12 protein-coding genes and 3 riboswitches are annotated in these 17,114 nt (G+C 74.7%); of the genes, 10 read left to right on the forward strand and 2 right to left on the reverse strand.

The window, feature by feature from the left end:
• Positions 1-131: 131 nt before the first annotated feature.
• A riboswitch (cobalamin riboswitch) is annotated at positions 132-208 on the reverse strand.
• A gap of 78 nt (positions 209-286) precedes the next feature.
• Positions 287-431, forward strand: a riboswitch (cobalamin riboswitch).
• 106 nt (positions 432-537) lie between these two features.
• From ACLWS4_RS34285 to metE, 7 genes are all read left to right on the forward strand, one after another.
• Positions 538-3,333 carry a prenyltransferase/squalene oxidase repeat-containing protein gene (locus ACLWS4_RS34285; protein WP_416876168.1) on the forward strand — a complete coding sequence of 932 codons (2,796 nt, stop codon included), beginning with the start codon at positions 538-540 and terminating at the stop codon, positions 3,331-3,333.
• Positions 3,330-4,439, forward strand: coding sequence for a hypothetical protein (locus ACLWS4_RS34290; RefSeq protein WP_416876169.1), 1,110 nt, complete (start codon positions 3,330-3,332; stop codon positions 4,437-4,439). The genes ACLWS4_RS34285 and ACLWS4_RS34290 overlap by 4 nt, the downstream gene beginning before the upstream one ends.
• A 4-nt stretch (positions 4,440-4,443) precedes the next feature.
• Positions 4,444-5,682, forward strand: coding sequence for a CbiQ family ECF transporter T component (locus tag ACLWS4_RS34295; protein WP_416876170.1), 1,239 nt, complete (start codon positions 4,444-4,446; stop codon positions 5,680-5,682).
• On the forward strand, positions 5,679-7,322 hold the full coding sequence (locus ACLWS4_RS34300) for an ABC transporter ATP-binding protein (RefSeq protein WP_388046767.1): 1,644 nt from the start codon (positions 5,679-5,681) through the stop codon (positions 7,320-7,322). Before ACLWS4_RS34295 ends, ACLWS4_RS34300 begins: the two co-directional genes overlap by 4 nt.
• Positions 7,319-8,203, forward strand: a complete 885-nt coding sequence (locus tag ACLWS4_RS34305; protein WP_416876171.1) for an ECF transporter S component — start codon at positions 7,319-7,321, stop codon at positions 8,201-8,203. Before ACLWS4_RS34300 ends, ACLWS4_RS34305 begins: the two co-directional genes overlap by 4 nt.
• A gap of 18 nt (positions 8,204-8,221) precedes the next feature.
• Complete coding sequence (locus ACLWS4_RS34310) at positions 8,222-8,539, forward strand: hypothetical protein (RefSeq protein WP_416876172.1); 318 nt, start codon at positions 8,222-8,224, stop codon at positions 8,537-8,539.
• Positions 8,540-8,621: 82 nt separating this feature from the next.
• A riboswitch (cobalamin riboswitch) is annotated at positions 8,622-8,859 on the forward strand.
• Between the two features lie 164 nt (positions 8,860-9,023).
• Complete coding sequence (gene metE / locus ACLWS4_RS34315; protein ID WP_416876173.1) at positions 9,024-11,339, forward strand: 5-methyltetrahydropteroyltriglutamate--homocysteine S-methyltransferase; 2,316 nt, start codon at positions 9,024-9,026, stop codon at positions 11,337-11,339.
• Positions 11,340-11,423: 84 nt separating this feature from the next.
• On the opposite strand, the gene metF is transcribed toward metE, so the two are convergent.
• Positions 11,424-12,341 (reverse strand): methylenetetrahydrofolate reductase [NAD(P)H], encoded by a 918-nt coding sequence (gene metF, locus ACLWS4_RS34320; protein ID WP_416876174.1) that lies wholly within the window; start codon positions 12,339-12,341, stop codon positions 11,424-11,426.
• A 191-nt stretch (positions 12,342-12,532) separates the two neighbouring features.
• Here metF and folP point away from each other — a divergent pair, with 191 nt between their 5' ends.
• From folP to ACLWS4_RS34335, 3 genes are all read left to right on the forward strand, one after another.
• Positions 12,533-13,357 carry a dihydropteroate synthase gene (folP, locus tag ACLWS4_RS34325; RefSeq protein ID WP_416876175.1) on the forward strand — a complete coding sequence of 275 codons (825 nt, stop codon included), beginning with the start codon at positions 12,533-12,535 and terminating at the stop codon, positions 13,355-13,357.
• A 64-nt stretch (positions 13,358-13,421) separates the two neighbouring features.
• The gene (locus ACLWS4_RS34330; protein WP_416876176.1) at positions 13,422-14,885 is read left to right on the forward strand and encodes a short-chain fatty acyl-CoA regulator family protein; all 1,464 of its coding nucleotides are present in this window, start codon (positions 13,422-13,424) and stop codon (positions 14,883-14,885) included.
• 443 nt (positions 14,886-15,328) lie between these two features.
• Complete coding sequence (locus tag ACLWS4_RS34335) at positions 15,329-15,940, forward strand: polysaccharide deacetylase family protein (RefSeq protein WP_416876177.1); 612 nt, start codon at positions 15,329-15,331, stop codon at positions 15,938-15,940.
• Between the two features lie 21 nt (positions 15,941-15,961).
• Here ACLWS4_RS34335 and ACLWS4_RS34340 read toward each other — a convergent pair whose 3' ends face one another.
• Complete coding sequence (locus tag ACLWS4_RS34340) at positions 15,962-17,098, reverse strand: bifunctional 2-methylcitrate synthase/citrate synthase (RefSeq protein ID WP_416876178.1); 1,137 nt, start codon at positions 17,096-17,098, stop codon at positions 15,962-15,964.
• Positions 17,099-17,114 lie beyond the last annotated feature (16 nt).

The following is a 17,114-nucleotide window of genomic DNA, read 5'->3' on the forward strand; positions in this document are numbered from 1 at the left end:
GGACAGGCTCCTTGGGGTGGCGGGCGCCGACCCTGCCCCGGGACTCCCGCGTCCGCTCGGGGCGCGCGACTGCCGGAGCGGTCGCCGCCCGGATCGCGTGGGCCGGCATTCGCCGTGGTGCATGGCCGGGCGGGCATTCGGGCTCGGGACGGCACGGTCACCGCCCCACACCGCTGCGCGTCAGCCCCGGGTTCGCACCGGGTTCCCCCGCTCGGCCACCGCGGACGCTACCGCACAGGTCCATCGCCCGACGAGGTGATGTGATCGACCTGACGCCCCGTTGACTCTCCGTCGGTCAGCGTGGTCTGATGAACCGATTTTTTGCCCTCGGCATTCAGGGGAAGCCGGTCCAACTCCGGCGCTGACCCGCAACCGTGGACCCACCTGAGGGTGGGTGAGCCGGAATGCCTGGACCGGGGGTCTGTTCACAGAGCACTTGCGTCGTCGCGGACTACGACGCGGTTTCGACGGCCCCGTGCCCGCGGGCGACCGTCGGCTGCGCCGTCGCCTCGCGTGTCGACCGACCAGGGAGTCGTCGTGAGGGTCAGCAGCAATCGCACACGTCACAGGAACCGGGACCTCGCCTCGCTGGTGGTCGCCGGCACCGTCGCCGTCGCCGCCTGCGGCACGGTCCTGCTCGGGTACCCGGGTACCGCCTCGGCCGACCCGATCGAGCAGTGCACGGCGACGACGGGCGCGATCGTCGCCGTCGACTTCACCCACTGGGGCGGCGGCGTCGTCCGGGGCTGCGACGCCCACCCCACGACGGGCATGAACCTGCTGCACAACGCCGGCTTCACCACGACCGGCACCGAGCACGACGGACCGGCCTTCATCTGCCGGCTCGGGACCGGGACCTTCAACGGCGGCGCCCAGTACCCGACACCGGCCGAGGAGCCGTGCGTCAACACCCCGCAGGCCACCGCGTACTGGTCGTACTGGATCGCCGAACCCGGCCAACAGGCCTGGTCCTACAGCCGGTTCGGGGCCGGCACGCAGAAGCCCAAGCCCGGCGAGGTCGAGGCCTGGGTCTACGGCGGTACGGACATCGGCGGCACCAGCGGGGCGCCGAACTTCACCCCGGACTCCGTCCGCGCCAGGAACGGCGGCCCCTCGCCCTCCGCCTCCCCGTCGGCGACGGCGAGCCCGAGTACGACCCCGAGCCCCACCGGATCCCCCTCCGCCACGGGCGACCCGGCGGCCGCCGCGGCCTGGCTGGCCGGCCAACTCGTCGGCGGCGACCACATGGAGAACTGGGCCGCCCCGGGGCCCGACTACCCCCGGACCGCCCTCACCGCCATCGCGCTCGCGGCGGCGGGGACGCAGGACCCGGCGCTGCGCAAGGTGGTCGCCTTCCTCGACGCCCACACCGACGCGTTCCTGCACCCCGACGGGCCGGCCGGCGCGCCGGACACCAGGGCCGCCGCCCTGCTGGCCCTCGTCGCCGAGAGCACCGGCCGCGACCCGCGCGCCTTCGGCGGGCGGGACCCGGTCGCCGCGCTCACCGACCACGTCTGCACGGGGGCGGGGGAGAACGGCAGGTGCACCGCCGCCGGGGACTTCCTCGGCGCGTCCTCGCCCTGGGTCCAGTCCCTCGGCGTCATCGCCCTCCAGCGCGCCGGCGTCACACCGCCCGCCCCGGCCCTCGCGCGGTTCGCGGCCTTCCAGTGCGCCGACGGCGGCATGGCCGGTTCGATGATCGTCGCGGGTGACCACTGCGAGTCCGACCCGTCCGCCACCGCGATCGCCGCCCTCGCCCTGCGGACGGCCCCCGGCTACGAAGCGGCCGCCAGGAAGGCCGCCGACCAGCTCGCGGCGAGCCAGCAGCCCGACGGCTCCCTCCTCCCGTACCCCGGCGCCCCCGGCGACACCACCAGCACCGCGATCGCCGCCCAGGTCTTCCGGGCCACCGGCCAGGACGCCCGCCGGGCCGCCGCCACCGCCTGGCTCGCCGCCCGCCAGGGCAAGGACGGCGGCTTCGGCCCCGACGAGTCGACCACCGACCCGGACGCCGTCGCCACCGAGCAGGCCCTCCTGGCCCTCACCGGCACCGATCTCACCACCGTCCGGCACAACCCGGACGGCCCCACCACCACGCCGACCCCGCCCGCGGGGAGGAAGCCCGACGCGGCCAGGGGGAGCGCCTACCTCACCGACCCGTCCCGCCTGATCGACGGCCACTACTACGAGGGCTTCCCGGCCTTCGCCGACTTCGGCCTGACCATCGACGGGGCCTACGCCCTCGCCGCGACCGGCACCGACGACGCCGCGCTGCGCCGGATCGTCGACTTCCTCGACCAGCAGGGCAAGGACGCGAGCGAGCGCACCGTCAACGACTGGACCGCGATCGGCACCGAGTACGCCGGCGGCGGGTCCATCGGCAAGGAGGCGCTGCTCGCCGAGGCCGTCGGCCGCAACCCGCGGGACTTCGGCGGCCACGACCTGATCGCCGCCCTCGCCGCGCTGGTGTGCGCCAAGGCCGACGCGACCACCGGCTGCGCCGCCCCGGGCAACTACGCCTACGCCACCTCCGTCTTCTCCCAGGCGCTCGCCGTCATGGCCCAGCTTCGGGCCGGGGAGTCCACCGGCGCCGCCCCCGCGATCGCCTACCTGAAGGGCCTCCAGCACCCGGACGGCTCCTGGCCGAGCCTGATCCCCGCCACCGGCGACTCCGACGTGGACAGCACGGCGATGGCCGTCATGGCCCTCGCCCTCGTCCCCGGGGACGAGGCCGCCCGGGCGGTCGACCAGGGGCTCGGCTGGCTCGCCGCGCGGCAGCTGCCCGACGGCGGCTTCCCCGGCGCGTCCGGCGACTCCACCAACTCGGCCGCGCTGGCCGTCCAGGGCATGACGCTGCGCCAGGCCGCCTACGGTGGACAGATCGCCAAGGCGCTCGACTTCCTCGCCGGGCAGCAGAACGGCGACGGCGGGTTCAACGTCGCGGCCGCCGGGCAGCGGGGGTCGGACGTCCGCGCGTCCACGCAGGTGCTGGGCGGTGCCACCGGCATTTCCTTCGGGACGCTGTCCCGCGACCTCGCGGGCACGCCGACGCCTACTCCCACCGGGACTCCGACAGGTACCCCGACGGGGACGTCCTCCCCGACGGGTTCGCCCACCACGACCGGGCCGGCCCCGGCCACCGACGCCCCGTCGTCCGGCGGTGCCGCCGAGGCCGGGGGCGTACCGGTGCGGACCGGTTCAGGCGGCCTGGCCAGTACCGGAAGCCAGGCACTGGCACTGACGGCGGGAGCCGGCGCGCTGACCGCGCTCGGCGCCGGGGCCGTCCTCGTCGCCCGTCGCCGCACCGCGGCCGCCCCGGGGCGTCACCGGTGAGCCGGGGGCTCGGCACGCGCTTCGCCCGGCTGTCCGGGGCGGCGTCGCTGACCTTCGCGCTCGCCTTCGGCGGCGTCGCCGCGGGCACCGCCCCGGCCGCCGCGACCCCGTTGCCGATCGAGCAGTGCACCACCACCTCCGGTGCCGTACTCGCCGTGGACTTCGGGAAGTGGGGCGGCCCGCTGCTGCGCTCCTGCGGCACCACGCCCACCACCGGGTTCACCCTGCTCAACCAGGGCGGCTGGAAGACCACCGGCACCGGGCACGACGGGCCGGCCTTCATCTGCCGGATCGGCTACAGCGGCTTCCAGGGCGGAAAGCAGTACCCGACGCCGGAGCAGGAGAAGTGCGTCCTGACGCCCCCGGCCACCGCGTACTGGTCGTACTGGCACGCCGATCCGGGCCAGAACGAGTGGTCCTACAGCCAGCTCGGCGCGATGCTCTACCAGCCGAAGCCCGGCAGCGTCGACCTGTGGATCTTCGGCGGCACCAACGTCGAGGGCACCGAAGGGCGTCCGACGATCTCGCCGGACAGCGTCCGGGCCCACAACTCCAGCCCGGGCGGGCAGCCGGCCGACCCCGGCCAGGGCACGACGGGCGGCTCCGGCGGAGCGGCGGGCGGTTCCGGCGGGACGGGCGGATCCGGTACGACGGGCGGCAGCGGCTCCGGTGCGACCGGCGGCTCCGGGTCAACCGGCGGCACTGGCTCAACCGGCGGCCGGGCCCCGGCCCCCGCCACACCCCAGCCCGGCGGAGCCCGTCCGCCCGCGTCCGCCGCGACCCCGGGGACGGACCCCGCCGCCACCCCCGGGGACGGCAGCACCCCGTCGGGCGTGCCCGACCCCACGCCGGTGCCGGCCGAGCCGTCCACCGCCCCGCCGACCGACGCCCCGAGCGACCAGTCGACACCGCAGACGGCCGCGGCCGAGGCCGGGCCCACGTCCGCGGCAGCCGTGCCCGGCGGGGTGGTGGACGCCAACCCGGTGGCCGACGCCCCGCACGACTCCGGGTCGATGGTCCCCGCCGTGCTCGGCTCGGTCCTCGTCGTGGCGCTGGGCGTGGCCACGGTGGTGGCCGCCCGGCGCCGCCGCCGACGGGCCGAGTGATCCGGTGGGCACGCTCGACACACGCGAGTCCGGCTCCCCGCAGCGCGCCCCCGGGCGGGCCGCGGGGGGCCGGCGCGTTCCGCGCAACCTCCACCCGCTGGCCTGGTGGGCCTGGGCGCTGGCCCTGGCGACGGCGGCCAGCCGCACCACCAACCCGCTGCTGCTCCTGCTCGTCCTCGCCGTGCTCGGCTTCGTGGTCACCGCCCGCCGCAGCGAGGCGCCGTGGGCGCGCGGGTTCGCCTACTACCTGTGGCTGGCCCTGACGGTGGTGGCGATCCGGGTGGTCTTCCGGTGCGTCTTCGCCACCGGTGTCACCCCGCACGACCACCTGCTCTTCTCCCTGCCGCACATCCCCACCCCCGCCTGGTACGCGGGCATCGAGATCGGCGGCCCGGTCTCGCTGGAGGCCACGCTCTCGGCGGCCTTCGACGGGCTGCGGCTGGCCTGTCTGATCTGCTGCATCGGCGCCGCGAACACCCTGGCGAACCCCAAGCGGGCGCTGCGGGTGCTGCCCGGGGCCCTGTACGAGCTGGGCGTCGCCGTGACGGTGTCGCTCAGCGTCGCGCCCCAGCTGGTGCAGAGCGTCCAACGGGTCGCCCGGGCACGGCGGTTGCGTGCCGGGCGGCGCAAGGGCGTCCGTGCCCTGCGCAGCATCGTGGTGCCGGTCCTGGAGGACGCGCTGGAGCGTTCGCTCAGCCTCGCGGCCGCGATGGACTCGCGCGGCTACGGGCGTTCCGGCACCGCCTCGCGCCGCTCCCGCCGGCTGACCGGCGCGCTGATGCTGCTCGGCATGTGCGGCCTGTGCGCCGGGGTGTACGGGCTGCTGGACGGGACGGCCCCGGCCGCGCTCGGCCTGCCCGCCTTCCTCGCGGGCGCCGTGCTCTGCGTGGCGGGCCTGCTGCTCGGCGGGCGGCGGGTGCGGCGCACCACCTACCGGCCGGACCGCTGGCGGGCCGCCGAGTGGGGCGTGGCCGGCTGCGGGGTGACCGCCGCCGTGCTGCTGTTCGCCACCGTCGGTTACGACGCCACCGACCTCAACCCCTCGCTGTACCCGCTGACTTGGCCGACTCTGCCGCTCGTCCCGGTGCTCGCCCTGCTGCTGGCGGGGGCGGCCGGGATCGTCTCGCCGCCGCCCGGCCGGACGCCCGGACCCGCCGCCGGGCCGGGGCCGCGCCCGGCCGCACGTCCCGATGCCGCTCCCACCGACCGCACCGACCGCACGACCTCCGAGGTGAGCACGTGATCCGATTCGACCGGGTCGGCGTGGTGTACGACGGCGAGAGCACGCCCGTCCTGCGCGACGTCGACCTGCACATCCCGGAGGGCGAGCTCTGCCTGGTGGTCGGCCGCACCGGTGTCGGCAAGTCGACCCTGCTCGGCGCCGTCAACGGCCTGGTGCCGCACTTCACCGGCGGCACCCTGCGCGGCCGGGTCACCGTGGACGGCCGCGACACCGCCCACCACCCGCCGCGCGAACTCGCCGACGTGGTCGGCGTGGTCGGGCAGGACCCGCTGGCCGGCTTCACCACCGACACGGTGGAGGAGGAACTGGCGTACGTCATGGAGCAGTTGGCGATCCCGCCGGAGACCATGCGCAAGCGCGTCGAGGAGACCCTGGACCTGCTCGGCCTGGCCGACCTGCGCCACCGGGCCCTGTACGAGCTCTCCGGCGGCCAGCAGCAGCGCGTCGCCATCGGCTCGGTGCTCACCGCGCACCCGCGCGTCCTGGTGCTGGACGAGCCGACCTCCGCGCTCGACCCGACCGCCGCCGAGGAGGTGCTGGCCGCGATCACCCGGCTGGTCCACGACCTCGGCGTGACCGTCCTGCTGGCCGAGCACCGCCTGGAGCGGGTCGTCCAGTACGCCGACCGGGTCGCCTACCTGCCCGGCGACGGGACGGTCGTGCACGGCCCCCCGGCCGAGGTCTTCCGGGACACCGCGATCGCGCCGCCCGTCGTCGACCTCGGCCGGCTGGCCGGCTGGCGGCCGCTGCCGCTGTCCGTCCGGGACGCCCGCCGGGCCGCCGCGCCGCTGCGGGAGCGGCTCACGGACCTGCCGGTTCCCCCGCCGCGCCGGGCAGCGGTGGCGGGGGAGCCGGTGCTGGAGGCGACGGGGGTCGTCGTCCGGTACGGGCCGGTGGCCGCCGTCCGGGACGTCCGGCTGGAGCTGCGGGCGGGCGAGGTCACGGCGCTGATGGGCCGCAACGGCTCCGGCAAGTCCTCGCTCCTGTGGGCCCTCCAGGGCTCCGGGCCCCGCCAGGGCGGCAGCGTGAAGGTCACCGGCGCCGGGGGCGGCCCGGCCGCGGACCCCAAGCGGCTGCCCGCGGCCCGGGCCCGGCAGCTGGTCGGGCTCGTCCCGCAGACCCCCACCGACCTGCTGTACCTGGAGACGGTCGCCCAGGAACTCGCCCAGAGCGACCTCGAAGCCGACGGCGCCGGCGGGCCGACCGCACGGCAGGTCCTCGACCGCCTGGCCCCCGGGATCCCGGACGGCACCCACCCCCGGGACCTCTCCGAGGGGCAGAAGCTGGCCCTCGTCCTGGCGATCCAACTCGCCGCCGCACCAAGGGTCGTGCTGCTGGACGAACCCACCCGGGGGCTCGACTACCAGGCGAAGGAGGCGCTCACCGGCATCGTCGACGCCCTCGCCGCCGAAGGCCGTACGGTCGTCGTCTCCACCCACGACGTCGAGTTCGTCGCCTCCGCCGCCGACCGCGTCGTGGTGATGGCCGAGGGCGAGATCGTCGCCGACGGGCCCACCGCCGAGGTCATCGTCGCCTCGCCCACCTTCGCCCCGCAGACCGCCAAGATCCTCGCCCCGCTCGGCTATCTGACGGTACGTCAGGTCGCGGCGGCCGTGGAAGCGGTGGAGGCCGCCCGGTGACCGCCGTCCGGATCCCCGGCCGGGCCCGCGTCGTCGTCGCCCTGGCCGCCTTCATCGGGCTGGTGGCCTTCACCTGGCCGTTCGTCGTCGCCCCCGGGCGGTTCGGCTCCAACTACGCGCCGCCGCTGATCTTCGGCGCCCTGCTGGTCCTGGTGCTCGCCGTCGTCATCGCGGAGATCTCCGCGGGCGGCATCGACGCCAAGGCCCTCGCCATGCTCGGCGTCCTGTCCGCCGTCAACGCCGGACTCCGCCCGCTCGGCGCCGGGACCGCCGGAGTGGAGACGGTCTTCTTCATCCTGGTGCTGGCCGGCCGGGTCTTCGGCCCCGGCTTCGGCTTCACCCTCGGCTGCACCTCGCTGTTCGCCTCCGCGCTGCTCACCGGCGGCGTCGGCCCCTGGATGCCGTACCAGATGTTCGGCTGCGCCTTCGTCGGCATGCTCGCCGGGCTGCTGCCGGGGGCCGGGCGGCGCTGGGAGGTGCCGCTGCTGGCCGGGTACGGGGCGTTCTCCGGCTACCTCTTCGGCTTCCTGCTGAACCTCTCCTTCTGGCCGTTCTCCACCGACCCGAACAGCTCGATCGCCTACCTGCCGGGCCTGCCCTTCACCGAGCAGTGGCACCGCTACCTGCTGTTCGACCTGGCCACCTCGCTCGGCTGGGACACCGGCCGCGCCGTCACCACCTTCACCGCCGTGCTCGTCGTCGGGCCGGCCGTCCTCACCGTCTTCCGCCGCGCGGCCCGCCGCGCCAACTTCGAGCCCACGGTGCGCTTCGAGGCCCCGCCCGGCCCGCACGCCCCATCCGGCCAGGACGCCACGCCCGGCCCGGACACCACGGCAGGGCCGCCGACCGCCGCGCGGCCCACCGGCCCGGCGCACCCCTGAACCGAAAGGCCGACCATCGTGCCCAAGCCCGCGAAGCACCGGACGATGACGCTGGACGGGGTCGAGGTCGTCGTCCTGACCCCGGAACAGCATGCCGGACTGGAATCCGCCCGCCGCCAGCTGGGTGGAGCGCAGGCGCAGGTCGCCAGGATGAGGTCCGACCTCCAGCGGGGACGGCGGCTGCTGGGCGAAGCCGAACGGCTACTGGCGGGCATCCCCGCCGACCAGCGCGCGCGACTGGACGCCCGGCTGGGGCCGGGACGCGGCCTGACCGGACTGCTCGCGGACATCCGCGCCGCCCTGCCCGGCACGCCGGACACCCCGACGCGGACCTGACCACCGGCCCCGCGGGCCATGGTGGCGTCCCACCATCCGGACGGGTTCCGAGATTCCCGCGCCGGGCCCGGCGCTTTGCCCCTAAGCTGACGGTGCAGCTGGTTCGCCCTGTCCGCCAGGCAGGGCGTCGCAAGAGGGAACCCGGTGACGCCTTTCGACTGGCCAGTCCGGGACTGCCCCGCAGCGGTGAGTGGGAACGACCGCCGTCATACGCACTGGACCCGGGACGGGTCTGGGAAGCGACGGCCAGTAGGTGTCCGCCCTTCACGGGACGGACGCGCCCGCGAGTCCGAAGACCTGCCACTGCCCGCCCGCGGACGACCCGCGCGCGGCTATCCGGTGACCTCGTGGGCGGGTCGGCGACCATACCAGGCGGACCAGGCCCGTACGTTCCCGTGACGGCCGCCGCCGGGTACGTCATCCCTTCGCGCCCTCGTGCCGTCTCCGGGTACCTGAGGAGAACAGACTCGCGAAGGAGAGTCCCTTGACCACGAAGTCCGCAGCCGCGGCGAGCGTCGCCACCGCGTACGGCTACCCCCGCCAGGGCCGGGGCCGGGAGCTCAAGAAGGCCATCGAGGGCTACTGGAAGGGCTCGGTCACCGCCGAGGTGCTGCTGGCCACCGCCGCCGACCTGCGCCGGGGGAACTGGCAGCAGCTCGCCGACTCCGGAGTCGAAGAGGTCCCGACCGGTGACTTCTCGTTCTACGACCACGTGCTGGACACCACGGTCGCCGTCGGCGCGATCCCGCCCCGGCACCGGGCCGCCGTCGAAGCCGACCCGCTGGACGGGTACTTCGCCATGGCGCGCGGCAACCAGGACGTCGCCCCGCTGGAGATGACCAAGTGGTTCGACACCAACTACCACTACCTGGTGCCGGAGTTGGGCCCGGACACGGTGTTCACGGCGAACCCGGCCAAGGCGGTGGGCGAACTGCGCGAGGCGCTGCTGCTCGGCCACGCGGCCCGGCCGGTGCTGGTCGGGCCGGTCACCTACCTGCTGCTCGCCAAGCCGGCGCCCGGGGTGGCCGCCGACTTCCAGCCGATCACCCTGCTGGACCGGCTGCTGCCCGTCTACGCGGAGCTGCTGGCCGGGTTGCGCGCCGCCGGCGCCGACTGGGTGCAACTGGACGAGCCCGCACTGGTCCAGGACCGCACCCCGGCCGAGCTCAACGCCGCCGCCCGCGCCTACCGCGAGCTGGGCGCCCTCACCGACCGGCCCAAGCTGCTGGTCGCCAGCTACTTCGACCGGCTCGGCGACGCCCTGCCGGCCCTGGCGAAGGCCCCGATCGAGGGTCTGGCACTGGACTTCACCGGCCCGGCCGCGGCCAACCTGGAGGACCTCGCCGCCGCCGGCGGCCTGCCCGGCAAGCGGCTGGTGGCGGGGGTGATCGACGGGCGCAACATCTGGATCAACGACCTGGAGAAGTCCCTCACGACCCTGGCGACCCTGCTGGGCCTCGCCGACACCGTCGACGTCGCGCCGTCCTGCTCCCTGCTGCACGTGCCGATCGACGCCACCCTCGAACGCGACATCGACCCGCAGATCGCCCGCTGGCTGGCCTTCGCCAAGCAGAAGGCCGCCGAGGCGGCGCTGCTCGCCCGCGGCCTGCGCGAGGGCACCGGCGCGATCGCCGCCGACCTCGCGGCCAACCGGGCCGACCTGGCCTCCCGCGCGGGCTCGCCGATCACCCGCGACCCGGCGGTGCGCGCCCGGATCGCCGCCGTCACCGACGCGGACGCCCGTCGCGCCCAGGCCTACCCGCAGCGGGCCGAGGCCCAGCGCGCCCGGCTCGGCCTGCCGCTGCTGCCGACCACCACCATCGGCTCCTTCCCGCAGACCACCGAACTGCGCGTCGCCCGGGCCGACCTGACGGCCGGTCGGATCGACGGCGCCGCGTACCAGGAGCGGATGGAGGCCGAGGTCCGCGAGGTCATCGCGTACCAGGAGAAGGCCGGCCTGGACGTCCTGGTGCACGGCGAGCCCGAGCGCAACGACATGGTCCAGTACTTCGCCGAGCAGCTCACCGGCTACCTGGCCACCCGGCACGGCTGGGTGCAGTCCTACGGCACCCGGTACGTGCGCCCGCCGGTCCTCGCCGGGGACATCTCCCGGCCGCACCCGATGACCGTCGACTGGTTCCGCTACGCGCAGGGCCTGACCGACCGCCCCGTGAAGGGCATGCTGACCGGCCCGGTCACCATGCTCGCCTGGTCCTTCGTCCGCGACGACCAGCCGCTCGCCGACACCGCCCGCCAGGTCGCCCTCGCCCTGCGCGACGAGGTCGTCGACCTGGAGGCCGGGGGCGCCGCCGTCGTCCAGGTCGACGAGCCGGCCCTGCGCGAGACCCTCCCGCTGCGGGCCGCCGCCCGCCCGGCGTACCTGGACTGGGCCACCGAGGCCTTCCGCCTGGCCACCTCCGGCGTCCGCGCCGACACCCAGATCCACACCCACATGTGCTACGCCGAGTTCGGCGCCATCATGACGGCGATCGACGACCTCGACGCCGACGTCATCTCCCTGGAGGCGACCCGCTCCCACATGGAGGTCGCCGGCGAGCTGGCCGAGGCGGGCTACCCGCGCGAGGTCGGCCCCGGCGTCTGGGACATCCACTCCCCGCGCGTCCCCAGCACCGAGGAGGCCGTCTCCCTGCTGCGCGCGGGCCTGGCCGCGATCCCGGCGGAGCGGCTCTGGGTCAACCCTGACTGCGGGCTGAAGACCCGCGGCTGGCCGGAGACCCGGGCCTCGCTGGAGAGCCTGGTCGGCGCCGCCCGCCTGCTGCGCGAGGAGCTCGCCGGCTGACCCAACCGGGCGGGGACTCCTCCGCCGGTTCGGTACGCCCGCCACGGCATGCGGGCCGCGTCGCGACGCGGCCCGCATGCCCGTTCAGCCGGACCGGGGCAGTCCGAGGTTCTGGTAGATCTCGGTGGTGACCGTGGAGAAGTTCATGGTCATGAAATGCAGCCCGGGCACGCCTTCGGAAAGCAGCCGCCGGCACATGGCGGTGGCGTGCTCGATCCCGATCGAGCGAACGGCTGCGGGATCGTTTTGCTGTTCCAGCATGCGGTCGGAGAGGGCCGTGGGAATGGCAGCGGTGCTCAGGGTCGGAATTCGGCTTAGTGACCGGATACTGGTCACCGGCATGATCTCCGGAATCACCGGAATATCGCATCCGGACTTCTGGAGGCGATCCCGGAAACGGAGGTAGCTGTCCACCTCGAAGAACATCTGGGTGATCGCGTAGTCGGCTCCGGAACGGCACTTCGTGACAAAGTGCCGGATTTCGGAGTCCCAGTCCGGTGACCGCGGGTGCATTTCCGGGAAAGCCGCCACCCCGACGCAGAAGTCGCCCGAGTCCTTGATGAGGTGAACCAGGTCGGCGGCGTACTCGACCCCGCCCGGATGCCGGACCCAGGCGCCCAGCGGGTCGCCCGGAGGGTCGCCGCGCAGGGCCAGGATGTTCCGTACTCCCTGGTCGGCGTAGTGCCCGAGGATGTTCCTGAGCTCGCCGACGCTGTGGCCGACGGCGGTCAGATGGGCGGCCGGGGTGAGGGTCGTCTCCTGGGCGATGCGGCCGGTGACGTTCACCGTCCGCTCCCGGGTCGAGCCGCCCGCACCGTAGGTCACCGAGACGAAGGTGGGGGAGAGCGCCTCCAGTCGGCGGATCGCGTTCCACAGGCCGGCTTCCGCCTCGGCGTTCCGCGGTGGCATGAACTCGAACGAATAGGAGTGCTTTCCGGTGGCCAGGAGGTCGCGGACGGTTGCCGCCCGGTCGGTGCGCGTGGAGGGTTTCCCGAGTGTCATGACAGGACGGTATACGCCCGGTCGGAATGGCGTGGTGGAAAGTCCACAGTGTGATACGCGGGTTTTCGCCAATGACGGTCGATGGCCTTCGGGGGTGGTCGCGGAGCGGCCTCCGGAGGCTGCACAATAGGGGCATGGAAAGACATTCGTACGCCCTTCCCGGACTTCCCGACTGGGGTCGCTGCGCGGTCATGGGAATCCTCAACGTCACCCCGGACTCGTTCTCGGACGGGGGATGCTGGCTGGACCCGGGCCGGGCGGTGGAGCACGGACTGGCGCTGGCCGCGCGGGGGGCCGACATGGTGGACGTGGGCGGCGAGTCGACCCGCCCCGGCGCCCGCCGGGTGCCGGTCGAGGAGGAGCTCGCGCGGGTGCTGCCGGTGGTGCGCGGACTCGCCCGGCAGGGCGTCCTGGTGAGCATCGACACGATGCGCGCCCGGGTCGCCGAGGCCGCGGTGGACGCCGGGGCCCGGATCGTCAACGACGTCAGCGGCGGCCGGGCGGACGAGGCCATGGCGAAGACGGCCGCGCGGGCCGGCGTGCCGTTCGTCGTCATGCACTGGCGGGGGCAGTCCCAGGGGATGGACGACCTGGCGGACTACGGGGACGTCGTCGCCGAGGTGGTCGCCGAAGTGGGGCGCCAGCTGGACGCCGTGGTGTCGGCCGGGGTGGACCCGGAGCAGGTCGTCCTCGACCCCGGCCTCGGCTTCGCCAAGGGCCGGGGCGACGACTGGGCGCTGCTCGCCGCCCTGGACGCCTGGGCCGTGCTGGACCGCCCGCTCCTGGTCGGGCCCTCCCGCAAGCGCTTCCTCGGCGAGCTGCTCGCCGACCCGGCCACCGGCGCGCCCCGCCCGGCCCGGGAGCGGGACGACGCGACCTCGGCCGCGGCCGTCCTGGCCGCCGCGCAGGGCGCCTGGGCCGTACGGGTCCACGAGGTGCGGGCGGCCGCCGACGCCGTGCGGGTCGAGGCGGCCGTGCGGGCCCACCGGGCGACCGCCGACCGGCTGCCGGTGTAGGCCTTCGCAACCATCCGGGGAAGAGAAGACCGGGGAAGAAAAGAGAAGAGGGGTGCGTCGCACCATGGCACGTCCCGTCGGGCGCAAGATCTTCGCCCACGCCAAGCTGCGCCGGCTGCGCCGCGAGCACGGCATGAACCAGGTCGAGCTGGCCCACGAGCTCGGCATCTCGACCAGCTACCTCAACCAGATCGAGCACAGCCAGCGGCCGCTCACCGCCGCCGTGCTGCTGCGGATCGCCGAAGTGTTCGGCGTGGACCCGGAGTTCTTCTCCGAGGCCGACGAGGAGCGCCTCGCCGCCGACCTGCGCGCCGCCCTCGCCGACGAGGCGTGCGGTGCCCCCGTCCCGGCCGAGGACGTCGCGGAGGTGAGCCGGGACCACCCCGACGTGGCCCGGGCGCTCGTCGCGCTGTACCGCCGCTACCGGGAGGCGGCCGCCAGGGTCGCCGATCTCGGCGACACCGCCGGGACCGCCGCGCTCAGCCCGGCCGAACCCCACGACGAGGTACGGGACTTCTTCTACACGCACCACAACCACATCGCCGCCCTGGACGAGCAGGCCGAGCGCACCGCGACCGCGCTCGGGGCGACCACGGCGGGTGGCCTCGCCGCCGCGCTGGCGACCGCACTCGGCGAACGGCACGGCGTGCGGGTGGTCGACGCGGACCACCGGCGGCAGGCGGAGATGCGCCGGTTCGATCCGGTGAGCGGCACCCTCCGCCTCTCCGCGTGGCTGACCGACGGTCAGCGGGCCTTCCAACTGGCCACCCAGCTCGCGCTGCTGGAGCACCGGCCGCTGCTCGACGCGCTGGTTTCGGCGGCGGGGCCCGACCTCACCTCGCCCCAGGCGGCGGACCTCGCCCGGATCGGCCTCGCCACCTACTTCGCCGGTGCGCTGCTGATGCCCTACTCGGCCTTCCACGCCGCCGCCGAGGAGCTGCGCTACGACATCGACCTGCTCGGCGCCCGCTTCGGGGTCGGCTTCGAGACGGTCTGCCACCGGCTGAGCACCCTGCAGCGCACCGGCCGCCGGGGCGTGCCGTTCTCCTTCCTGCGCGCCGACCGGGCGGGCAACATCTCCAAGCGGCAGTCCGCGACCGACTTCCACTTCTCCCGCCTCGGCGGCACCTGCCCGCTCTGGACGGTCTACGAGGCCTTCTCGGCGCCGGGGCGGATCCTCACCCAGATCGCCGAAATGCCGGACGGCAAGCGGTACTTCTGGATCGCCCGCACCGTCACCCACGGCGGCTTCGGCCACCGTGCGCCGCGCAGCGAGTTCGCCGTCGCGCTCGGCTGCGAGCTGCGCCACGCCCACCGCCTGGTCTACGCCGAGGGCATCGCCCTGGACGGCCGGGAGGCGGCCACGCCGATCGGCCTGGGCTGCCGGATCTGCGAGCGGACCGACTGCGCTCAGCGGGCCCGGCCCCCCGTCGGCGGCCGGCTGGTGGTGGACCCGGACCGGCGCACCAGGGTGCCGTACCCGGTCGTCGCCGAAGGGCGCGACGGAGATCGGGAGGGGCGCCGCTGACCGGTGCCGCCGAGACGTCGCACCGGCGGCGGGCGGCACCCGGGTGCCGCGGTCGGGGCCGTGTGGTCGGGGCGTCCCGGCCGCAGGCCGGGCGACGGTGACGGACCCGGCACCGTGCCGCCGACCGTGTGGCCCTGGGTCCTTCCGGGTGGTGATGTGGGTCCCTCGGGGTGAACGCCGGGAGGGGGCGTCAGGCCCGGGGGGACACCCAGAAAATGTCAGATCATCAGATTGTCTCGCGAAGGCTGATCCTGGCCGCGGCCGGGTTGTCGGTCCTCGGCGCCGCAGGGTGCGGGGGAGCACGGCGGGCCGGGGAACCCGGTACCGCGCCGAGAGGGAACGCCGGGCCGCCGCCCGCGGCCGCGCCCCCGGCGGCCGCACCGGAAGCCGCACCGGCGGCCGCACCTGAAACCGCACCTGAAACCGCCCCGGAAGCCCCCAGGGTGCTGACCGAGGCGGAGAGCCGGCCGCTGTTCGAACTCGCCGAGGAGGGGAAGGTGGTGGCCCTCACCATCGACGACGGTCCCCATCCGCGCCACACCCCCGACGTCCTGGCGCTGCTGGAGAAGCACGGGATCTGGGCGACGTTCTTCCTGATCGGCGAGAACGCGGCCGCCCGTCCCGACCTGGTCCGGGAGATCGCGGCGCGGGGGCACCGCATCGGGAACCACACCTGGAGCCATCCGGACCTCCGTCACCTTCCCGACGACGCCCAGGTGCGGGAGGAGCTGACGCGCACCTCCGACCTCCTCGCCGGGATCACCGGCAAGTCGCCCGTCTGGTTCCGGGCCCCGGGCGGGGACTGGGCCCCGAGGACGCTCAGGACGAGCAGGGAGCTCGGGATGCGGCCGATGGGCTGGACGGTCGACCCGGAGGACTGGGCAGAGCCGGGGACGGACGTGATCCTCGGTCGGCTCACGAAGGAGATGCGCCCGGGAGCGATCGTGCTCACCCATGACGGCGGGGGCGACCGTTCGCAGACGGTGGCCGCTCTCACGCGCTTCCTCCCCTCCCTGATCGACTCCGGCTACCGCTTCACCACCCCGCGGGCCTGACCGGACGGCGGTGCCGGTCTCCTACGCGGAGGCCGGCACCGGCCGCTGTTCCGGGCCGTCGTAGGAGGCGAGCGGGCGGATCAGGGCGTTGTGGGCGAGCTGTTCGGTGATGTGGGCGGTCCAGCCGGTGACCCGGCTCATCACGAAGAGCGGGGTGAAGACCGGGGTGTCGAAGCCCATCAGGTGGTAGGCGAGGCCCGCGGGGTAGTCGAGGTTGGGGTGGATGCCCTTGCGGTCCAGTACCGCCTCGCGCAGCGCCGCGTGCAGGGCGGCCAGCCGGGTCGTCCCGGGGTCGGCCGCCAGGGCCACCAGCTCGTCGAGGGCGGCCTGCATGATCGGGACACGGGAGTCGCCGTGCTGGTAGACCCGGTGGCCGAAGCCCATGACCTTCCGCTTCGCCGCGAGGGCGTCGTCGAGCCAGTCGGCGGCGCGGGCCGGGTCGCCGATCTCCTCCAGCATGTGCATCACGGCCTCGTTGGCGCCGCCGTGCAGCGGGCCCTTGAGCGCGCCGATCGCGGCGGTGACGGCGCTGTAGAGGTCGGAGAGGGTGGAGGTGACGACGCGGGCGGTGAAGGTGGAGGCGTTGAAGCTGTGCTCGGCGTACAGCACCAGCGAGACCTCGAAGCAGCGGACCACCTCGGGGGCGGGCACGGCGCCGAAGCACATGTGGAAGAAGTTCTCCGCGTACCCGAGGTCCGGGTCCGGGGCGATCGGGGCGAGGCCCCGGCGACGGCGCTGGTCGGCGGCGACGACGGTGGGCAGTTTCGCCAGCAGGGTCAGGGACTTGGCGAGGCCGGACGCCGGGCGGCCGTCGTCCTCGGTCGGGTCCTCGGCGCCGAAGAAGCTGACGGCGGTGCGCAGCACGTCCATCGGGTGGCAGGTCTCGGGCAGTTTCGCCAGCAGCTCGGCAGTGGTGCGGTCGAGCGGGCGCAGGGCGTGTTCGCGGGCCCGGAACTCGCGCAGCTGGGCGCCGTCGGGCAGTTCGCCGTGCCAGAGCAGGTAGGCGACCTCCTCGAAGGAGCGGTGGGCGGCGAGGTCCTGGACGGGGTAGCCGCGGTAGGTGAGGGAGTTGGTCTCCGGGATGACGGTGGAGATCCCGGTGGTGTCGACGACGACACCGGCGAGGCCGCGGTGGATCCCGGGTGCGGTGGTGGGCATGGCTGGTCTCCGGTGC

Source organism: Kitasatospora sp. SC0581 (assembly GCF_048159585.1).
Lineage (GTDB): Bacteria > Actinomycetota > Actinomycetes > Streptomycetales > Streptomycetaceae > Kitasatospora.

What these genes read in the sequence shown, in the direction of transcription:
- metF (WP_416876174.1), bottom strand. Translation starts at nt 12,341, where the DNA reads ATGACACTCGGGAAACCCTCCACGCGCACCGACCGGGCGGCAACCGTC.
- folP (WP_416876175.1), top strand. Translation starts at nt 12,533, where the DNA reads ATGGGAATCCTCAACGTCACCCCGGACTCGTTCTCGGACGGGGGATGC.
- ACLWS4_RS34330 (WP_416876176.1), top strand. Translation starts at nt 13,422, where the DNA reads ATGGCACGTCCCGTCGGGCGCAAGATCTTCGCCCACGCCAAGCTGCGC.
- ACLWS4_RS34340 (WP_416876178.1), bottom strand. Translation starts at nt 17,098, where the DNA reads ATGCCCACCACCGCACCCGGGATCCACCGCGGCCTCGCCGGTGTCGTC.